Source organism: Lagierella massiliensis, from assembly GCF_001407835.1.
In the GTDB taxonomy this organism is placed as follows: domain Bacteria; phylum Bacillota; class Clostridia; order Tissierellales; family Peptoniphilaceae; genus Mediannikoviicoccus; species Mediannikoviicoccus massiliensis.
In genome coordinates, this window is sequence record NZ_CYUO01000004.1 from 408180 (window position 1) to 425000 (window position 16821).

Annotated in this window: 13 protein-coding genes, 1 pseudogene and 1 other annotated feature (1 of these 15 cut by a window edge); all 14 genes and pseudogenes read left to right on the forward strand. The window is 32.0% G+C overall.

Annotated elements, in window-relative coordinates:
* Positions 1-250: 250 nt before the first annotated feature.
* On the forward strand, positions 251-1924 hold the full coding sequence (locus BN2746_RS01910) for an ATP-binding cassette domain-containing protein (protein WP_055078176.1): 1674 nt from the start codon (positions 251-253) through the stop codon (positions 1922-1924).
* On the forward strand, positions 1908-3533 hold the full coding sequence (locus BN2746_RS01915; protein ID WP_055078177.1) for an ABC transporter ATP-binding protein: 1626 nt from the start codon (positions 1908-1910) through the stop codon (positions 3531-3533). Before BN2746_RS01910 ends, BN2746_RS01915 begins: the two co-directional genes overlap by 17 nt.
* Before the next feature lie 199 nt (positions 3534-3732).
* Entirely contained in the window at positions 3733-5094 is a 1362-nt protein-coding gene (gene radA, locus BN2746_RS01920; protein WP_055078178.1) for a DNA repair protein RadA, read from the forward strand.
* Between the two features lie 38 nt (positions 5095-5132).
* Positions 5133-5366 (forward strand) — a binding site (T-box leader).
* A gap of 54 nt (positions 5367-5420) precedes the next feature.
* Positions 5421-6401 (forward strand): ABC transporter substrate-binding protein, encoded by a 981-nt coding sequence (locus tag BN2746_RS01925; protein ID WP_055078179.1) that lies wholly within the window; start codon positions 5421-5423, stop codon positions 6399-6401.
* A gap of 4 nt (positions 6402-6405) precedes the next feature.
* Complete coding sequence (locus tag BN2746_RS01930; protein WP_231718304.1) at positions 6406-7278, forward strand: ABC transporter permease; 873 nt, start codon at positions 6406-6408, stop codon at positions 7276-7278.
* Positions 7265-8038: an ABC transporter ATP-binding protein gene (locus tag BN2746_RS01935; protein ID WP_055078181.1), complete on the forward strand. Its 774-nt coding sequence runs from the start codon at positions 7265-7267 to the stop codon at positions 8036-8038. Before BN2746_RS01930 ends, BN2746_RS01935 begins: the two co-directional genes overlap by 14 nt.
* 101 nt (positions 8039-8139) lie before the next feature.
* Positions 8140-9331 (forward strand): annotated as a pseudogene (gene tuf / locus BN2746_RS01940) (elongation factor Tu).
* A gap of 520 nt (positions 9332-9851) precedes the next feature.
* The gene (locus BN2746_RS01945; RefSeq protein ID WP_055078182.1) at positions 9852-10796 is read left to right on the forward strand and encodes a DUF2232 domain-containing protein; all 945 of its coding nucleotides are present in this window, start codon (positions 9852-9854) and stop codon (positions 10794-10796) included.
* On the forward strand, positions 10783-12795 hold the full coding sequence (locus tag BN2746_RS01950) for a DHH family phosphoesterase (RefSeq protein WP_055078183.1): 2013 nt from the start codon (positions 10783-10785) through the stop codon (positions 12793-12795). Before BN2746_RS01945 ends, BN2746_RS01950 begins: the two co-directional genes overlap by 14 nt.
* Positions 12773-13219: a 50S ribosomal protein L9 gene (gene rplI / locus BN2746_RS01955; protein ID WP_055078184.1), complete on the forward strand. Its 447-nt coding sequence runs from the start codon at positions 12773-12775 to the stop codon at positions 13217-13219. Before BN2746_RS01950 ends, rplI begins: the two co-directional genes overlap by 23 nt.
* The gene (gene dnaB, locus BN2746_RS01960; protein ID WP_055078185.1) at positions 13220-14578 is read left to right on the forward strand and encodes a replicative DNA helicase; all 1359 of its coding nucleotides are present in this window, start codon (positions 13220-13222) and stop codon (positions 14576-14578) included.
* On the forward strand, positions 14550-15185 hold the full coding sequence (locus BN2746_RS01965; protein WP_055078186.1) for a GNAT family N-acetyltransferase: 636 nt from the start codon (positions 14550-14552) through the stop codon (positions 15183-15185). Before dnaB ends, BN2746_RS01965 begins: the two co-directional genes overlap by 29 nt.
* Positions 15175-15945, forward strand: coding sequence for a DnaD domain protein (locus BN2746_RS01970; protein ID WP_055078187.1), 771 nt, complete (start codon positions 15175-15177; stop codon positions 15943-15945). The genes BN2746_RS01965 and BN2746_RS01970 overlap by 11 nt, the downstream gene beginning before the upstream one ends.
* Positions 15938-16821: the 5' portion of an ATP-binding protein gene (locus BN2746_RS01975; RefSeq protein ID WP_055078188.1), read on the forward strand. It continues 82 nt past the right edge of the window; 884 of the gene's 966 nt are visible here — the first part of the coding sequence; the start codon lies at positions 15938-15940; its stop codon lies beyond the right edge, outside the window. The genes BN2746_RS01970 and BN2746_RS01975 overlap by 8 nt, the downstream gene beginning before the upstream one ends.

Genomic DNA, 16821 nt, shown 5'->3' on the forward strand with positions numbered 1-16821 from the left:
CATCAACATTGAATCAGTAAAATTTTTTTGATAGATTTTACAATGATGAGATAAACATTAATGATTTTGATTTTAATAATGAAATTAATCGTGATTTTAGATTTATATATAAAAATTATTTTCTTAAAAAGAATAAAAAACAAAAATGCAAAATGAAAATATTACTAATTCAGATATCACAAATGCACAAATTATGATTAGTAATACATGCAATTTAATAGTTTATTAGATAACATGGAGGCTATTATTAGTGGAAAAAATTAAATTTAATTTTAAAGATATTACTATTTTTTTCTTGGTTTCTATTATTTCGAATTTCTTAACAATAAGATTATCCTTTATTTCAGGAGATATTATTAATAAGATATATGACAAAACTTTGATGGATAATTTAATAATTTATAGTATGAAGTTAATTTTAATTGTAGTTCTTACCATGGGTAGCATCACAATTAAAAATTCATATAGAGTATATTTAGTTAGCAACAAATCAGGAAAATATAGAACTATTTTATATAACAAGATATTAAACAAGAAACTTGATGAGTTTAAGAAAAATACTCCGTCATATTATCATAATTTATTATATAGTGACATTGAAACACTTAGGGGTGATTATTTAAATTCTAAACTATTAATGATGGACAGTGTCATTCTGCTATTGGGTGCATCAATTTCAATAACAAATATACACTACATATTTTTAATCATAGCTATTCTGTCTTCATTTATTCCGTATGTAATACCAAAGTTTTTTGAAGGTTATATGGATAGACAAAGAGTCATTAACTCTAAGGCTTCTGAGAATTATATATCTTTTGTAAAAGAAGGAGTTTTAGGGGTTGAAACTATAAGAGATTATCATATAGAAGATAATATTTTAGAAGACTTTTCAAGATACAAAAATAATTTATTAGAAAGTGGAAATAAGTTGATGGATATTCAAAATTTAATTGTAGCATCATCCATATTTTCTGGATTTCTAATGTATGCAGTTATTTTGTCAAGTGGTGTATTCTTACATAATAGAGGTTTAATATCAATAGGTGCAATTTTTGTGGCTTCCCAACTTACAAATAGTATTAAATCTCCAGTTATTGATATTATTAATAACAAAATTTATATGAATTCAACTAAATCTATTAGGGAAAAATTATTTAGTGAATTATCCGAAGATAAAATCATAGAAAAAGACAAGGATTTTAGTTTTAAAAATAAGATTAGTATTGAAAATTTAAGTTTTTCCTATGATGGAGAAAATAAAATTTTAAAAGATTTAAATTTAGAAATTCACAAGAACAACAAATATCTTATCGTAGGAGAAAGTGGTAGTGGAAAATCTACGTTTTTTAAAATATTAATGAAATGGATTGAAAATTTTTCAGGTAATATTTTAGTAGATAGTAAGAATATTAATGAAATAACAACGCAGGAATGGAATAAAGAATTTGTACCTGTATTACAAGAAACTTATATTTTTGAAAAGTCGGTTGGATTTAATATTACATTTGAAGAAAATTATGATGAAAAAAGATTAGCAGAAGCTATAAAAACATCTGGTCTTTCAGATTTTGTATCAAATTTAGATAAGGGCATAAACACAGTCATTAAGGAAGATGGTTCAAATATTTCTGGGGGAGAGAAAAAGAGAATCGGTATTGCCAGAGCTTTGTATAAAAATGGAAATGTATTGTTAGTGGATGAACCTTTTTCTTCAATAGATAAGAAGACTCAAGAGCAAATTGAAAAAATGTTATTAAGTCTTGAAGACAAAACAATATTAAATATAAGCCACAGTTATGATGAAAATTTTATTAGACAATACGATTATGTAATACATTTTGAAAATGGAATAGTTAGAGTTTTTGATTCGAAAAGTTACTGTTTAAATGATAAGGACGATGCAAATGATAAAAATAAGTAAAAAATCTAAATTGATTATTTTTTCAGTGCTTTCTATTTTAATTTACACAGCATTAAATATTTACGTAGCTTTTTCCCTTAAAAACATATTAGATTTAGTGGAACTGAAAAACAATTTAATGTTTAAAAATTCTGTACTGAAAGCTTTAGTAATAATATTTCTTATGTCTCTTTCATATTTTTTAAAAAGCTTTATGCAAAGGAGGTTAACTGCCTTTGAACTTGGAGAAATTTCAGAAGAAATTTATTCTGAAATTTTGAGGTCTGCAGAAGTTAACAATTCAGGAGAAACTATTTCATTTTTAACAAATGATTTAAATCTTGCAATTTCATCTAAAATAAATATGTGCTTTTCTATAGTTGAAAATGGTGTTTTGCTAATTTTTGCTATTATAAGTTTGTATTATTTAGACGTAAAAATAGCATCTATGGTTTTGCTTTTTTCCATAATCTTAAGTATTCTTCCAAAATTATTTAGTAAAGGATTAAGTATTAGAAGAGAAGTTCAAGTTAAGGATATAGGAGTAATGAATAAGGAAATTTCGAATACTTTAAATGGTATAGAGACGATTAAATCTTATTCTATTGAGGATGTGTTGGTTAGGGATGCATATTCATTTATTGGAAAATCTGAAAAAAGTTTGTTTAAATATAGCAGATTTAGTCAAATAGCAAATAATTCTCTTTTTGGTATTACTTTTATCAGTCAAATTTTAGTAATAATATTTACTGCAATACTTATTCTAAAAGGATATTTAAGTATAGGGGTAATTCTACTAATAGGACAATTAATGAGTTTTGTCCAAGAACCTATATCAAATATTTTAAGCTCTAAAAATGAACTAAATGCAAATAGAGAGATATTTAAACAAATAGAAAAAATAAAAACTCAAGATAGAAGGTATGGAGACAAGGAAAAAAACAATTTAGAAAATTCTATAGTTTTAAATAATCTGTCATTCTCCTATGGGGAGCATCAAATATTTTCAAATTTAAATTTAATATTTGAGAAGAATAAGAAATATGCAATCTTAGGGAAATCTGGTACAGGAAAAACAACTTTATTTAAACTATTGATAGGAGAGTTAACTCCTACTCAAGGAGAGATTTTAATAGATGATATTAAAGTTCAGGATCTTAATAAAAAATCTATTAATAACATCTTTCAAAAAGTTAATCAGAGTTTGTTCATGTTTTCTAATACTTTAAAATATAATATTTGTCTTTATGATTCTTACACTGAAGAAGAATATAAAAAAGCTCTAATAAATGCTCATATTTATGATAGAATTAATAGTCTTCCAGAAAAAAGTGATACCATATTTGAGGAATCAAAAATAACTTTGTCTGGAGGAGAAAGACAAAGAATTCAATTTGCAAGAGCGTTACTTAGAGATAATGATGTATTTTTATTTGATGAAATAACATCGAATTTGGATATGGAACATGCATTGTCAGTAGAGAAAACAATTAACAGTTTGGATAAGACTGTTATCTCAATAAGACATAAGATAGATGAGAGTTTGAAATACTATGATGAAATATTGCTTTTAGAAAATGGTAGCGTGAAGAAAATATCTTATGAGGATATATTAGAAAAAACATATTAATACAATTAGATAAAAAAGAAGATTTAAAAATATTATTATTCGGTTAAAAAACTTTGGAATGGAAGTCATGTAAAAAAGAGGTTAAAAGAAAATAAACTTATTCTACAGTTAAACATTTAAAGAAGAGCCGACATGTTCGGTTCTTTTTTTGCACTTTAATATTGTTTAATTATCTTATAGAATAAGAGGGAGGTGCTATATGAAGAAAAAGACAACTTTTAAATGCAATAAATGTGGATATGAAACGGTGTCTTGGACCGGTAAATGTCCTTCATGTGATGCGTGGGGCTCTTTAAAGGAAGTTGAAACCGTTGAAGAGGTCTCTGCAGGGAAAAAATTAAATACAGAATATAAAAAGCCTTTAAAGTTAAAGGATGTTGAAATAGATAACTCAAAGAGAATTATTACAGGATCAAATGAATTTAATCGTGTGCTTGGTGGAGGAATTGTTAGAGATTGTGTCACAATACTTACTGCAAGGCCGGGAGCTGGTAAATCAACTTTATTTTTGGAACTTGCAAATGATCTTTCTAAAAAGGGAATAAAGACACTTTATATTTCCGGTGAAGAGTCGGTGTCACAAATAAAGTCAAGGGCAAATAGAATTATGGATGAAATTAGAGACAACATTTGGATTGTATCAACAAATTCCATGGACAATGCACTACTGTCCATAAGAGACATCGACCCGGATGTAATTTTTATCGACTCCATTCAGACATTCACATTGCAAGAGTACACATCAAGGGCAGGCTCTCCAATACAAACTGTTGAGTGTGCAAATGCGTTGGTGGAAGTGGCGAAGAACAAGTCCAGACCGAGAGCTGTTTTTATGATTGGTCACATGACAAAAAATGACGAGATGGCAGGACTTAGAACCCTTGAGCACCTTGTTGACACTGTTATATATCTTGAAGGGGAGTCCGACGAACCTCTAAGAGTTCTTATGGCAACAAAAAATAGATTTGGTCGAACTGGAGAGATAGGTCTATTCAATATGGCTGAAGACGGAATAAAAGAGATTGAAAACATGGCTGACTTCTTTATAACGAAAAGAGAAAACCCTGCTCCAGGATCTGCACTGTCAATAATAAAAGAAGGCTCCAGGATGATGATAGTGGAGATTGAAGCTCTGGTTTCAAAATCATTTGCTCCATACCCAACGAGAATTGGAGACAGTCTCCGAAAGGATCAACTAAACACACTTATTTCAATTTTGGAAGAGAGGGGCGGCGTTTCCCTTTACGACAAGAATGTAATTATAAAAGTTACGGGAGGCATTAGACTTTCGGAACAGGCTGTAAACCTTGCAATCATTATGAGCATCCTCTCCGCAATGTATAACAAACCAATACCTCTTGGAACTGTGTTTGTGGCAGAAGTTGGTCTTACAGGGGAGTTAAAGAGAACTCCACAGATTGAACAAAGGCTTATAGAACTGGATAGACTTGGATATAGCACTGCGATTATTTCTAACAGCCATGAAAATTTAAAACCATTTAAAAATTTAAAGGTCATTCAATGCAATAACTTAAAAGAAGTTATGGGAAAAGTTTTTTAAATAGTATTGACAAAACTGTTTTAATACTGTATCATGATAAAAAACCGATGATAGAGAAGAGTATATGTAAAGATATTTGACAGCGAGTTGCCGTAGGTGGAAGGGCGATGAAATTATTTACATAGAATGGTCTCTGGAGGGCAGAGGGAAAGGAAACGAGTACTATCTGACGGGAGCCTCATCCGTTATCAACGAGGGGGATATTGTGGTGTTTCTAATTGTATCCTTGGAAGAACTTACGGGTGGTATAACAAATAACTTTTGTCCCTTTTGGGATGAAAGTTTTTTTTATGATTTCTTCCAAGAAAAATATAGGAGGAAATGAAATGAAAAAAATATTAGGAATTTTATTGAGTTTATTGGTATTAACATCTTGTAACCAAAATCAAAACGGTGGTGGAGATAAAAATTATTCCATCGGCATCAATCAATTTGCACAACATCAGTCCCTAAATAACTGTAGAGAGGGACTTATTGAAGGCCTTAAGAGCGAAGGCATTGAAGAGGGAAAGAACTTGACCATAGACTACAACAACGCAGATGCAGATGTGTCAATTGCAAATCAAATCGGTCAACAACTTGCAAGTGGTAAAAATGATTTACTAGTCGCAATTGCAACACCATCAGCCATGGCAACTTATAATGCAGCTATGGATAGGGATATACCAATGGTGTACACTGCCATTACAGATCCTGTGGAAGCAAAACTTGCAAATGAAGACAAAAGTCCAACGGGAAATGTTACTGGAACTTCAGATGAACTTCCAGTGGAAGCACAACTTAAAACAATAAGAGAGATACTTCCAGAGGCAAAGAACTTAGGGATTCTTTACACAAGCTCTGAGTCAAGTTCGGTGTCAACAATAAAGATATATGAAAAGTATGCAAAGGACTATGGATTTAATTTAGTAGCGCAAGCTGTGACACAGTCCTCAGACATACCAATGGCAACAGACAGCATTCTTTCAAAAGTTGATGTAATTACAAATATTTTAGACAACAATGTGGTGAATTCACTTCCACTGATACTTGACAAGGCAAATGAAAAGAAGGTTCCAGTATTTGGCTCAGAGATAGAGCAAGTTAAACTTGGTTGCATTGCAGCTGAAGGCATAGACTATTTGGAACTTGGAAAACAAACTGGGATTATGGCGGCGAAGGTGCTTAAAGGGGAAATAAAAGCGTCAGAGACAAAGTATGAAATTTTTAAAAATCCAAATCTATATATAAATAAATCTACATTTGAAAAGCTTGGTATAGAGCTTACAGAAGAGCTTGAACAAAGAGCAGTAGAAAGTTTTGAGTAGGTGAATGATGAATATATTACTTGGAATTTTAGAGCAGGGACTAATCTTTGGGATAATGTCTTTGGGAATTTATATAACATATGAGATATTAGACTTTCCAGACCTTTCAGTGGACGGAACCTTTCCGCTGGGGGCTGCCATATCCACATATTTTATTTTAAATGGATTTAGTGGAGTTGTTTCAGTTTTAATGGCAATTGTAGCTGGAGCCTTGGCAGGTTTTATAACTGCGGTAATAAATGTAAAGTTAAAGGTGCAGGACCTACTTTCAGGAATAATTGTCATGACAGGGTTATACACCATAAATTTATTTATTGCAGGAAAGTCAAATGTAGCAATATTTAACGAAAAGACAATCTTTAACAACGACGTTGTAAACAATTTTAAGTTTACAGGGCAATATAAAAAGCTTTTAATTTTATTTTTAATAGCTGCAGTGTTTAAAATCTTTTTGGATCTTTATTTAAATACAAAGTCTGGTTATTTATTAAAGACCACTGGAAACAACCAAACACTTGTAAAACTTTTAGGAAAGGACCCGGGAAATATAAAAATACTTGGTCTTTCCATGGCAAATGGGTTAGTGTGTGCAGCAGGTGCAATTATGATGCAACATCAAAGATTTTTTGAAATCTCCATGGGCACAGGGACAATGATAATAGGATTAGCGTCAGTTATCCTTGGAATAAAATTATTTAAAATATTTCCAATTAAAGACAGTAGCAAAGTTATCCTTGGTGCCATAATCTATCGTGGAATAATTGGAATTGCCATAATGATTGGCCTTTCACCAAATAGTTTAAAACTGATTACAGCGATTATTTTCCTTATAATATTATTGGTTAGCAGAAGGGGTGAAGAAGATGTTAGAGCTTAATCACATATATAAAACCTTTAACAAAAACAAAAACCCCAATGAGCTATTTAATGACTTCAACTTAAAGATAGGTACGGGAGAATTTGTAACTGTTATTGGAAGTAACGGATCAGGGAAGAGTACATTACTGAATTTGATATGTGGGAACACTTCTCCAGACTCGGGAGAAATTATTTTTAAAGGTGAGAACATAACAAATGTAAACGAGTATAAGAGATATAGACGTATCGGAAGGGTATTTCAAAACCCTGCTCTTGGTAACTGTTCCAATATGACCGTGCTTGAAAATTTAATGCTTGCAGAAAATAAAAACAGACCTTGGAATTTAAAAAAAATGAAAGATAGCTCAAAAGTAAAATTTGTGGAGATGTTAAAACCATTAGAACTTGGACTTGAAAACAAATTAAGCAGTTCGATAGATGACCTATCAGGCGGTCAAAGACAAGCAGTCTCTCTTCTAATGACTACATTATCGGATATTGAACTGCTGGTGCTTGATGAACACACAGCAGCCCTTGACCCAAAGACAGGAGAAAAGGTAATGCAGATAACTAAAAACATAGTTGAAGAGAGAAAACTTACTACAATTATGATAACCCACAACCTGGAACATGCTATCGCCTATGGCAATAGAATTATTATGCTTCATGAGGGAGAGATAATTTTGGATTTATCAGGAGAAGAAAAAGAAAAAATAAAAATGGATGATATCTTAAATCTATTTAATCAAATATCAATTAGACGTGGAAATTCGGTTTAAAATAAAAAATTGAGTTTTTATTATAGATTTATACACTTAAAGTTGATTATTTTTCATGTCTATATTAGAATAAAAGAAAAAGAACCAATAAGGGGGAAAAAATGGGAAAAGAAAAATTTGAAAGAACCAAACCACATGTTAATATAGGAACTATAGGTCACGTTGACCATGGTAAAACAACATTAACAGCAGCAATAACATACGTATTAAATAAGAGATTCGGTTCAGGAGAATTCGTTGACTATGCACACATAGACAAGGCTCCAGAAGAAAGAGAAAGAGGAATCACAATCTCAACATCACACGTAGAATACGAAACAGACAAGAGACACTACGCACACGTTGACTGTCCAGGTCACGCTGACTATGTAAAGAACATGATTACAGGAGCAGCACAAATGGACGGAGCAATCTTAGTAGTATCAGCAGCAGACGGTCCAATGCCACAAACAAGAGAACATATCTTACTTGGAAGACAAGTAGGAATACCAAAGATAATAGTATTCCTAAACAAAGAAGACCAAGTAGATGACCCAGAACTAATCGAATTAGTAGAAATGGAAGTAAGAGATCTACTAAACGAATACGACTACGACGGAGACAACACACCAATCGTAGTAGGATCAGCACTAAAAGCCTTAGAAGAACCAGACGGAGAATGGGGAGATAAGATCGTTGAACTAATGAATGAAGTAGACGAATACATTCCAGAACCAGAAAGAGATACAGACCAACCATTCCTAATGCCAGTAGAAGACATCTTCTCAATTACAGGAAGAGGAACAGTAGCAACAGGAAGAATCGAAAGAGGAACATTAAAAGTTGGAGACAACGTAGAAATCGTAGGACTAACAGAAGAAAAGAGACAGAGAAGTAATCGGAGTAGAACTGTTAAATAAGCATCTTGAACAAGCACATCCAGGTGATAAAATAGGAACACTACTAAGAGGAGTGCAAAGAAACGAAATCGAAAGAGGACAAGTATTAGCAGCTCCAGGAACAATACATCCACACACAAAGTTCGAAGCAGAAGTGTACGTATTAACAAAAGATGAAGGAGGAAGACACACACCATTCTTCTCAGGATACAGACCACAATTCTTCTTTAGAACAACAGACGTAACAGGAAACATCGAACTTGAAGAAGGCGTAGAAATGGTAATGCCAGGAGATAACGCAAAATTCAAAATCGAATTAATCACACCAATCGCCATAGAAGAAGGACTACGTTTTGCAATCAGAGAAGGTGGTAGAACAGTAGGAGCAGGCGTTGTTTCAAGGATAATCGAATAATTAAATTTAGAGGGAGTCCATAGGGGCTCTCTTTTTTAACCTAACACTCAAGATTAATTAATTTGAGTGGTAGGTTAACCGAGTCAAGCACTCAAATTGTTAGGCTAAAAATGATTGTTACCACAATGCATACTTAATTGGAACATTTATTTTTAAGTAGGGGGTTGAGTGCTCGACTTGGTTTTCTTAAGGGAATTCAGCCCCTTAATTGATTTAATATTCTGTATATAATTAAAATTTAAAAGTATGATAAACTTTGATTTCAAAATTGAGTGCTTAGTTTAATTTTGTAAAAGTATTAAAATTGGAACTTTAAATTGAGTTGTAGGTTAACCGAGCCAAGCACTCAAATTTGTTAGGCTAAAATGATTGTTACCACAATGCATACTTAATTGGAACATTTATTTTCAAGTAGGGGTTTGAGTGCTCGAAGTGCTTGACTCCAAATTTTGCAACTTATTTGCAGTATGTTGTATAATAGTAAGGAGTTATGGAGGTGTGAACTATCGAAAATAAAGATATGATTCCGAGTAACCTGGAACTTTTAGTTTCAGTATTAAGGTCAATAACCTTTGGAATTATTGGAACAATATTTCCAGTAGTTTCATTTTTAATTTTCTTTATGCCTTCTCCTGCAATTTGGCTTGGAGTTAAGAGAGGAGTTGTTAAAGCCTCCCTGTCTACATTAATAGTTTCAATTGCAATGGGGCTTATTGGTGGAGTTAGATTTATGGCAGTTTATTTACTTGTTGCAATGCCAATAGTAATTATAACAACGACTTTAATTAAGGAAGGAAAAGAAAATTATAAGATTATAGGAATAAATTTGCTGGCACTATTAATTATGGCGGCAGTGTTTTATATAAATTTCAACTATGTTATGAAGATTGATGTAATTGCTGCTATATCAAAAGCAATTGATACAACAGCAAAAGATTTTATTAGACTTATAGAGTCAAGTGAAATTCCAAATCTTACCATAAGTAAAAATGAAATTTTAAAATATGTTGATTTAATAAAACTTAGTTTACCGGCGTCTTCTGTGATTTGTGCTATATCACTTGTGTTTTTGTCATATATACATGCGCTTAATATGCTTAAAAGAGATAATTACAATTTAAAGCACAGACTAAGATTTATTGACATTAGAATGCCGATTAAAAGTTTTATACCAATAGCTATAGTTGGAATTATACTTGTTGCATTATACAGTTTGAAAGTACCATATTTTGATATTATTTTTATAAATACTGTATCAGTTATAGGATTTTTATTTATGATGGCAGGTATATTTACAATAGACTACTACTTTATAAATAAGATGCCAAAGGCTTTGCGCTTCATAATACCGGCACTTGTAATAGTATTATTTTACGGATCTTATTTTTATATGATTGTAGGTCTATTAGATTGTTTTATAAATTTCAGAAAGAGATTTGAGAGGGTAGAAAATGAAAAAATTTAATATTTTTAATTTAGGTGAATTAATACCTTTTTATATCTTTTTAGTTTTACTTTCAGGGATTCTATTTTACTATAATAGAATTTTGGGCATAATTTCACTTATCATTACATGTTTTTTAGCTGTGTATGAAATAAAAAGTGTTTCTGATAAAAAGGAACAACTTGAAAACTATATGGAAAACTTCAATGACAAGTTTGATGAGATAACGAGAAGAGCTATTTTTTCAATGCCATTTCCACTTGCTATCTTAAACCATGAGGGAAAGATTATTTGGCACAATACAAACTTAAAGACAATGGTTGATGAAGAAGAACCAATACTAAATCTATTAATAAATGAAGTTTTCCCAGAGGTTGATATTGAAAAGCTTCCAAAGGACAATGATTATTTAGATATTGACTACAAAGATAAGAGCTACAAGTTATATGTAAATACATTTGAAGATAAAAGACATGAAAAGAATATTTTAATCTATATCATTGAGAGCACAAAGGAAAAGAACTTAGAGAATCTTCTCTTAGATGAATCCATTGCGGTAATTAGTTTAAATGTAGACAACTATGATGAACTAATTGAAAATACTGACAATTCAAATATGCCAATGGTAAGGGCAAAGATTGATAGTGTAATAAATAATTTCGCTAATGAACATGAAGGTTTTGCAATAAAGTATGAACAGGAAGACTATACTATAATAATGTCCTACGAAAACTTATTGAAGGTTATAAAGGGTAAGTTTTATATACTTGATGATGTTAGAGAGATTGAAGAGGGAAATAGAATCCAGGCAACCCTTAGTATAGGTGTTGGAACTTTGGAGAAGAACCCTCTTGAAGCCTATAAATCTGCAAGAGCTTGTTTGAATGTAGCTCTTGGACGTGGTGGGGATCAAGCTGTTGTGAAACTTGAAGACCACTTTGAATATTTTGGAGGGAAAAATCAATCTGTAACAAAGAATTCAACAGTTAAGGCAAGAGTTATGGCAAATGGTATCATAAAGCTACTTGAAAGATCTGGAGATGTTCTTATAATGGGACATAGAAATCCAGATATGGACTCACTTGGGTCATGCCTTGGAGTTATGGAACTTGCTAAGAGACTGGACAAGAATTTCTATATTGTTCTTGATAGAGTAACTCCTGCAATTGAAAAGATTTATAATGCACTTCTTTCAGATTATCCAAAGTCTGAAGATTTTGATATAAAAGATATATTTATAAAGCCTAATGACGCGGTGAACATCTGTAAGAAAGAGACTGTAGTTGTGGTTTTAGATCATCATAGTAAAAACAGCTCAGAAGCACCTAAACTTTTAGAGATATCAAATAATATAATTCTTATTGACCACCATAGAAGAGGTTCCAACTACATTGACAATGCAATATTAACTTATTTAGAACCCCATGCATCTTCAACTTCGGAATTAATAACAGAGATTTTATTCTACTCAACAGATAGATTAAAGATACCAAGAATTATTGCTGAGGGACTTCTTGCAGGTATAACTGTAGATACAAAGAACTTTATACTTCAAACTGGAGTTAGAACTTTTGAAGCGGCTTCTATGCTTAAGAGGCAGGGCGCTGACAGTATTAGAGTAAGACAACTCTTTAGAAATGATATAGAAACTGTAAAACACAAGGGAGAAGTTGTATACAATTCCGAGATTTATAAAGATAAAATTGCCATTGGAACTTTAGAACAAGATTCTGACGACAATATACTTATTGCTGCACAGGCTGCAGATGAGTTACTCAACATGAATAATATTGAAGCGGCATTTGTTCTTACAAATGTTAAGAACAAGATTCATATTTCAGGACGTAGTCTTGGAGAAATATCCGTACAGTTAATACTTGAAAAGCTTGATGGTGGAGGACACTTGACAGCAGCGGGAACACAGATGGAAATTTCTATGGACGAAGCAATAACAGAACTTAAACAGGTAATAGATGAATATTTACAGGAGGACAAAGATGAAAGTAATACTGATAGATGATGTTAAAAAACTTGGTAAAAAGGGAGATTTAGTTAACACCAAAACTGGTTATGCGAGAAACTTTCTCTTTCCCAATAATTTAGCTATAGAAGCAACTAAAGAAAATATAAAAAACTGGAAAGAAGAGCAAAAGAACATTGAAGCAAAGAAAGAAGCTGAAAGACAAGAAGCTTTAAAATTAAAAGAAGAAATTGAAAATACCGAAGTTACGATTAAGGCTAAGGCTGGTGACGGGGACAAACTTTTTGGTGCTGTCACAGCTATGGACATCTCTAAAGCTTTGAAAGAACAAAAAGATATACAAATTGATAGAAAGAAGATTGAACTTAAAGATAACATTAAAAATATTTGTGTAGTTAAAGTTCCAATAAAACTTTATTACGAAATAACTGCCGATTTAAAAGTGGAGGTTGTAAAAGAATAGATGGAAGAAAATTTGGAAAGCAAAATATTTCCAAATGACATGAATGCTGAGATGTCCGTTTTAGGGTCTATGATTTTGGATAAACATGCCATAGATACTGCAACGGGCATTTTAAAATATGATGACTTTTATGCAGGTAAAAATGCTGAAGTCTTTAGAGGAGTAATCAACCTTTATGAGAAGGGGGAACAAATTGACTTTATTACCCTTTCTGACGAGCTAAAAAAAGAAGGTAAGCTTGATTTTGTCGGTGGCATAGAGTACCTTATGACACTTACTGAAATGGTGCCAGGTCCTACCAATGTGGAAGCATATGCAAAAATTGTACAAGAGAAGGCGATTTTAAGATATTTGATTAGAACCTCTGATGAAGTTATGAAGATGTCATATGGAAATAAAGAAGCTATGGAAGTGTTGGAGTTTGCAGAAAGCTCCATCTATAAGCTAAGTCAATCCAATTCAAAGTCAGATCTTGAAAAAATTTCTCATCTTCTTGGAAGGACTTTGGATCAAATAAATGAAATGAGTTTAAAAGAAGGTGGAATCACAGGGATTACTACAGGTCTTTCAGATTTAGATAGACAACTATCTGGATTTCAAAAGTCAGATCTTGTACTTATTGCCGCAAGACCTTCTATGGGTAAGTCAACTCTTGCTTTAAACATGGCCCTTTCAGCTGCCCTTGAACAAAAGTCTGTTGCAATATTTTCTCTTGAAATGAGTAAGATGCAGCTAACCCAAAGGTTTTTATCCCAGCTGTCCCATATAAATCTTCAAGATATTATCAGTGGAAAGATACCAGAAGATTCATTTGAACAACTTGGACAGGCTATAAATATCTTGGAAGATGCACCAATCTATATAGATGACACTTCAAGTATATCTCTAACGGAACTTCGATCTAAGGCAAGAAGACTATCATCAAAAGAAGGTTTGGACATATTATTTATAGACTACTTGCAACTTATGACTGACGGTACAGGTAGAGGAGAGAATAGGCAACAGGAAATTTCAAATATATCTCGTGGATTAAAGGGGCTTGCTAAGGAGTTAAACTGTCCAGTTATTGCTTTGTCACAGCTATCGAGAGCTGTTGAACAGAGATCTGATAAAAGACCTATGCTTTCCGACATGAGAGAGTCTGGAGCAATTGAGCAAGACGCGGACATAGTTATGATGATATATAGAGATGATTATTACAATCCAGAGACAACAGACAGACCAAATATAACTGATCTTATTATTGCAAAACATAGAAATGGGCCTACAGGGGCAGTTCAAATGTACTTTAATAAAGAACATTCTAAATTTACCGACGTAGAGTTTGACAATGTTGATAATGGAATTAATGGACAGTAATAGTTCAATAATCAAAGACAGAGATTTGGTAATAGATAAACTTACTCTTGAAGATGCCTTTCTTATGAGTAGATGGGATAATCATGATAATGAACTTTTCATTGACTATAACTTTAACGGGAACAACGAAAACTATCAAACCCTTTGGTATTACTCTAAAGGAATAGGCTTTTTGAATAAATATTACGGCGTAAAATTTAAAGGAGAACTGATAGGGTATATTGCCATTAAAGAGATTAGATTTTTAAAAAGGACGGCTGTTTTAGGTATAGTATTTAATCCAAGATATTCCTCTATGGGATTTGGATATAGATCTATGCGACTTTTTTTAGACTATTATTTTTATAAGATGAACATGAAAGAGATAACACTTGATGTAAATCAGTTTAATTATAGGGCGATTAATCTTTATAAAAAGCTTGGATTTGTATATAAGTACGAATACCTTGGTCTTTTTGAGAATCAGAATATAGATTTTAAAAACCCTTTTTATGCACAATTTAGAGATGACTTTGTCATAGATAATGGTAGCATATATTCCATAATTCACTTTATGACTTTAAACAAAACAGATTACGAGTTAGGAGCTTTTAAGAATGACCTTTAACATTGACGAATTTAATATAGATTTAGGAGAAACTTCCATTGAAAACCTGTTTTTAGATCTATTTATGCCACTTGCATCGGGAAATGAGGTGAAAGTCTATCTTTATCTCTATAGACAGGCAAAAAAGGAAGGTAATAGTTTTAAATTTGATAAGAAAATAATTTCCAGAGACTTGAACATGACCGTTGAAGAAATAGATTCAAGTATTAGGCACTGGCTTGAAGAGGGGATTATAAAAAGAGAATTAGAACCTGGAAAAAATGAATATTCTTACACTTTCTTATCCATAAGGGAGCTACAACTGGGACAAAAATCTTTTTACGAATATGACAAAAGAGACGACAATCCGAAGAGTTTTAATGAAAATGTGGAACTATTTAACTGGATTGAAGAATTTTTAAAGATTCCTCTTGGAGCTAGTACGATTATGGAGATAACAGAGTTTCAACAAGAAACAGGAATAGAGTCAGAGCTTATCAAAAAAGCCTTTCAATATTCTTTTGATAAGAGGGACAAGAAAAATCCAAACTATGTGATGGGAATTTTGAAAAACTGGGTTGTAGATGGAATAACAACAGTTGCAGACTACAACAAGATGATAGAAGAAGAAAAGACCAGAAAAGACAATATTAAAAAGAGAAGATCCTATTATAGACCTTCAGATAGCTCCAAAGCAAACAAAGAAGTTGAACAAAGTCCCGAAATGGAAAACCTAATCAAGAAGCTGAGAGAGAAAAAAAGGAACTTAAGTGATGAATGAATACGATAGAGCAGGGAAAATTTTAGAACATAGAAGACTTCAAGGGGCAATGCATCAAGAAGAGAGAATAAAAGAAGTTTCTGAAAAAATTCCAGAATACGATTACTTAACGAAAAAAATTAGTCAACTTAATATAAAATATCTCTACGAAATGAGAAGTCCATCAAAGAAAAAAGTTCAAGAGATTTTAGACGAAATTGAATCACTAAAAGAAGAAAGGGACAATCTCTTAGTTGAAAATGGATTTCCAAAGGATTACACCGAAAGAAAATATTTTTGTAATATTTGCAAGGACGAAGGCCATATAAATGGAGAAGTTTGCAAATGTAAAAAAGATTTGGTTGTAAAAGAAAAAATAAAATCATCTTCACTTCACTCTGGAGTAAAAGAGGAGAACTTTGAAAACTTTAACTTTGATATTTTTTCTGATGAAAAAGAAGAAAACAAACCCCTAAGTCCGAGGGACCTTGCAAAGTTTTACTATGAAGAATTTAAAGAGTATTGCGAAAACTTTTCAAAGGACTCACCTTCGCTATTTATTTCAGGGCCAGTTGGAACGGGAAAGACCTATTTTTGTAACTGCATTTCATATGAACTGGTTAAAAAAAATGTAAACGTGGTTTACTTAACTGCGCCAGACCTAATGAAGAAACTTAGAAATTATAATCTTGGTTCCTTTGAATTTGAAGAGCAGTATAGACAGGACTATGACATTATTGTAGACTCAGACCTTTTAATCATTGACGACTTAGGGTCAGAACAAGTTAGCCAGTACAATATGGCAAGTCTTTTCAACCTTATTAATGAAAGACTTATAAGAAAAAAACCAGTCATAATTTCAACCAATGTTTCATTTAACGAAATTAGAGATTTATA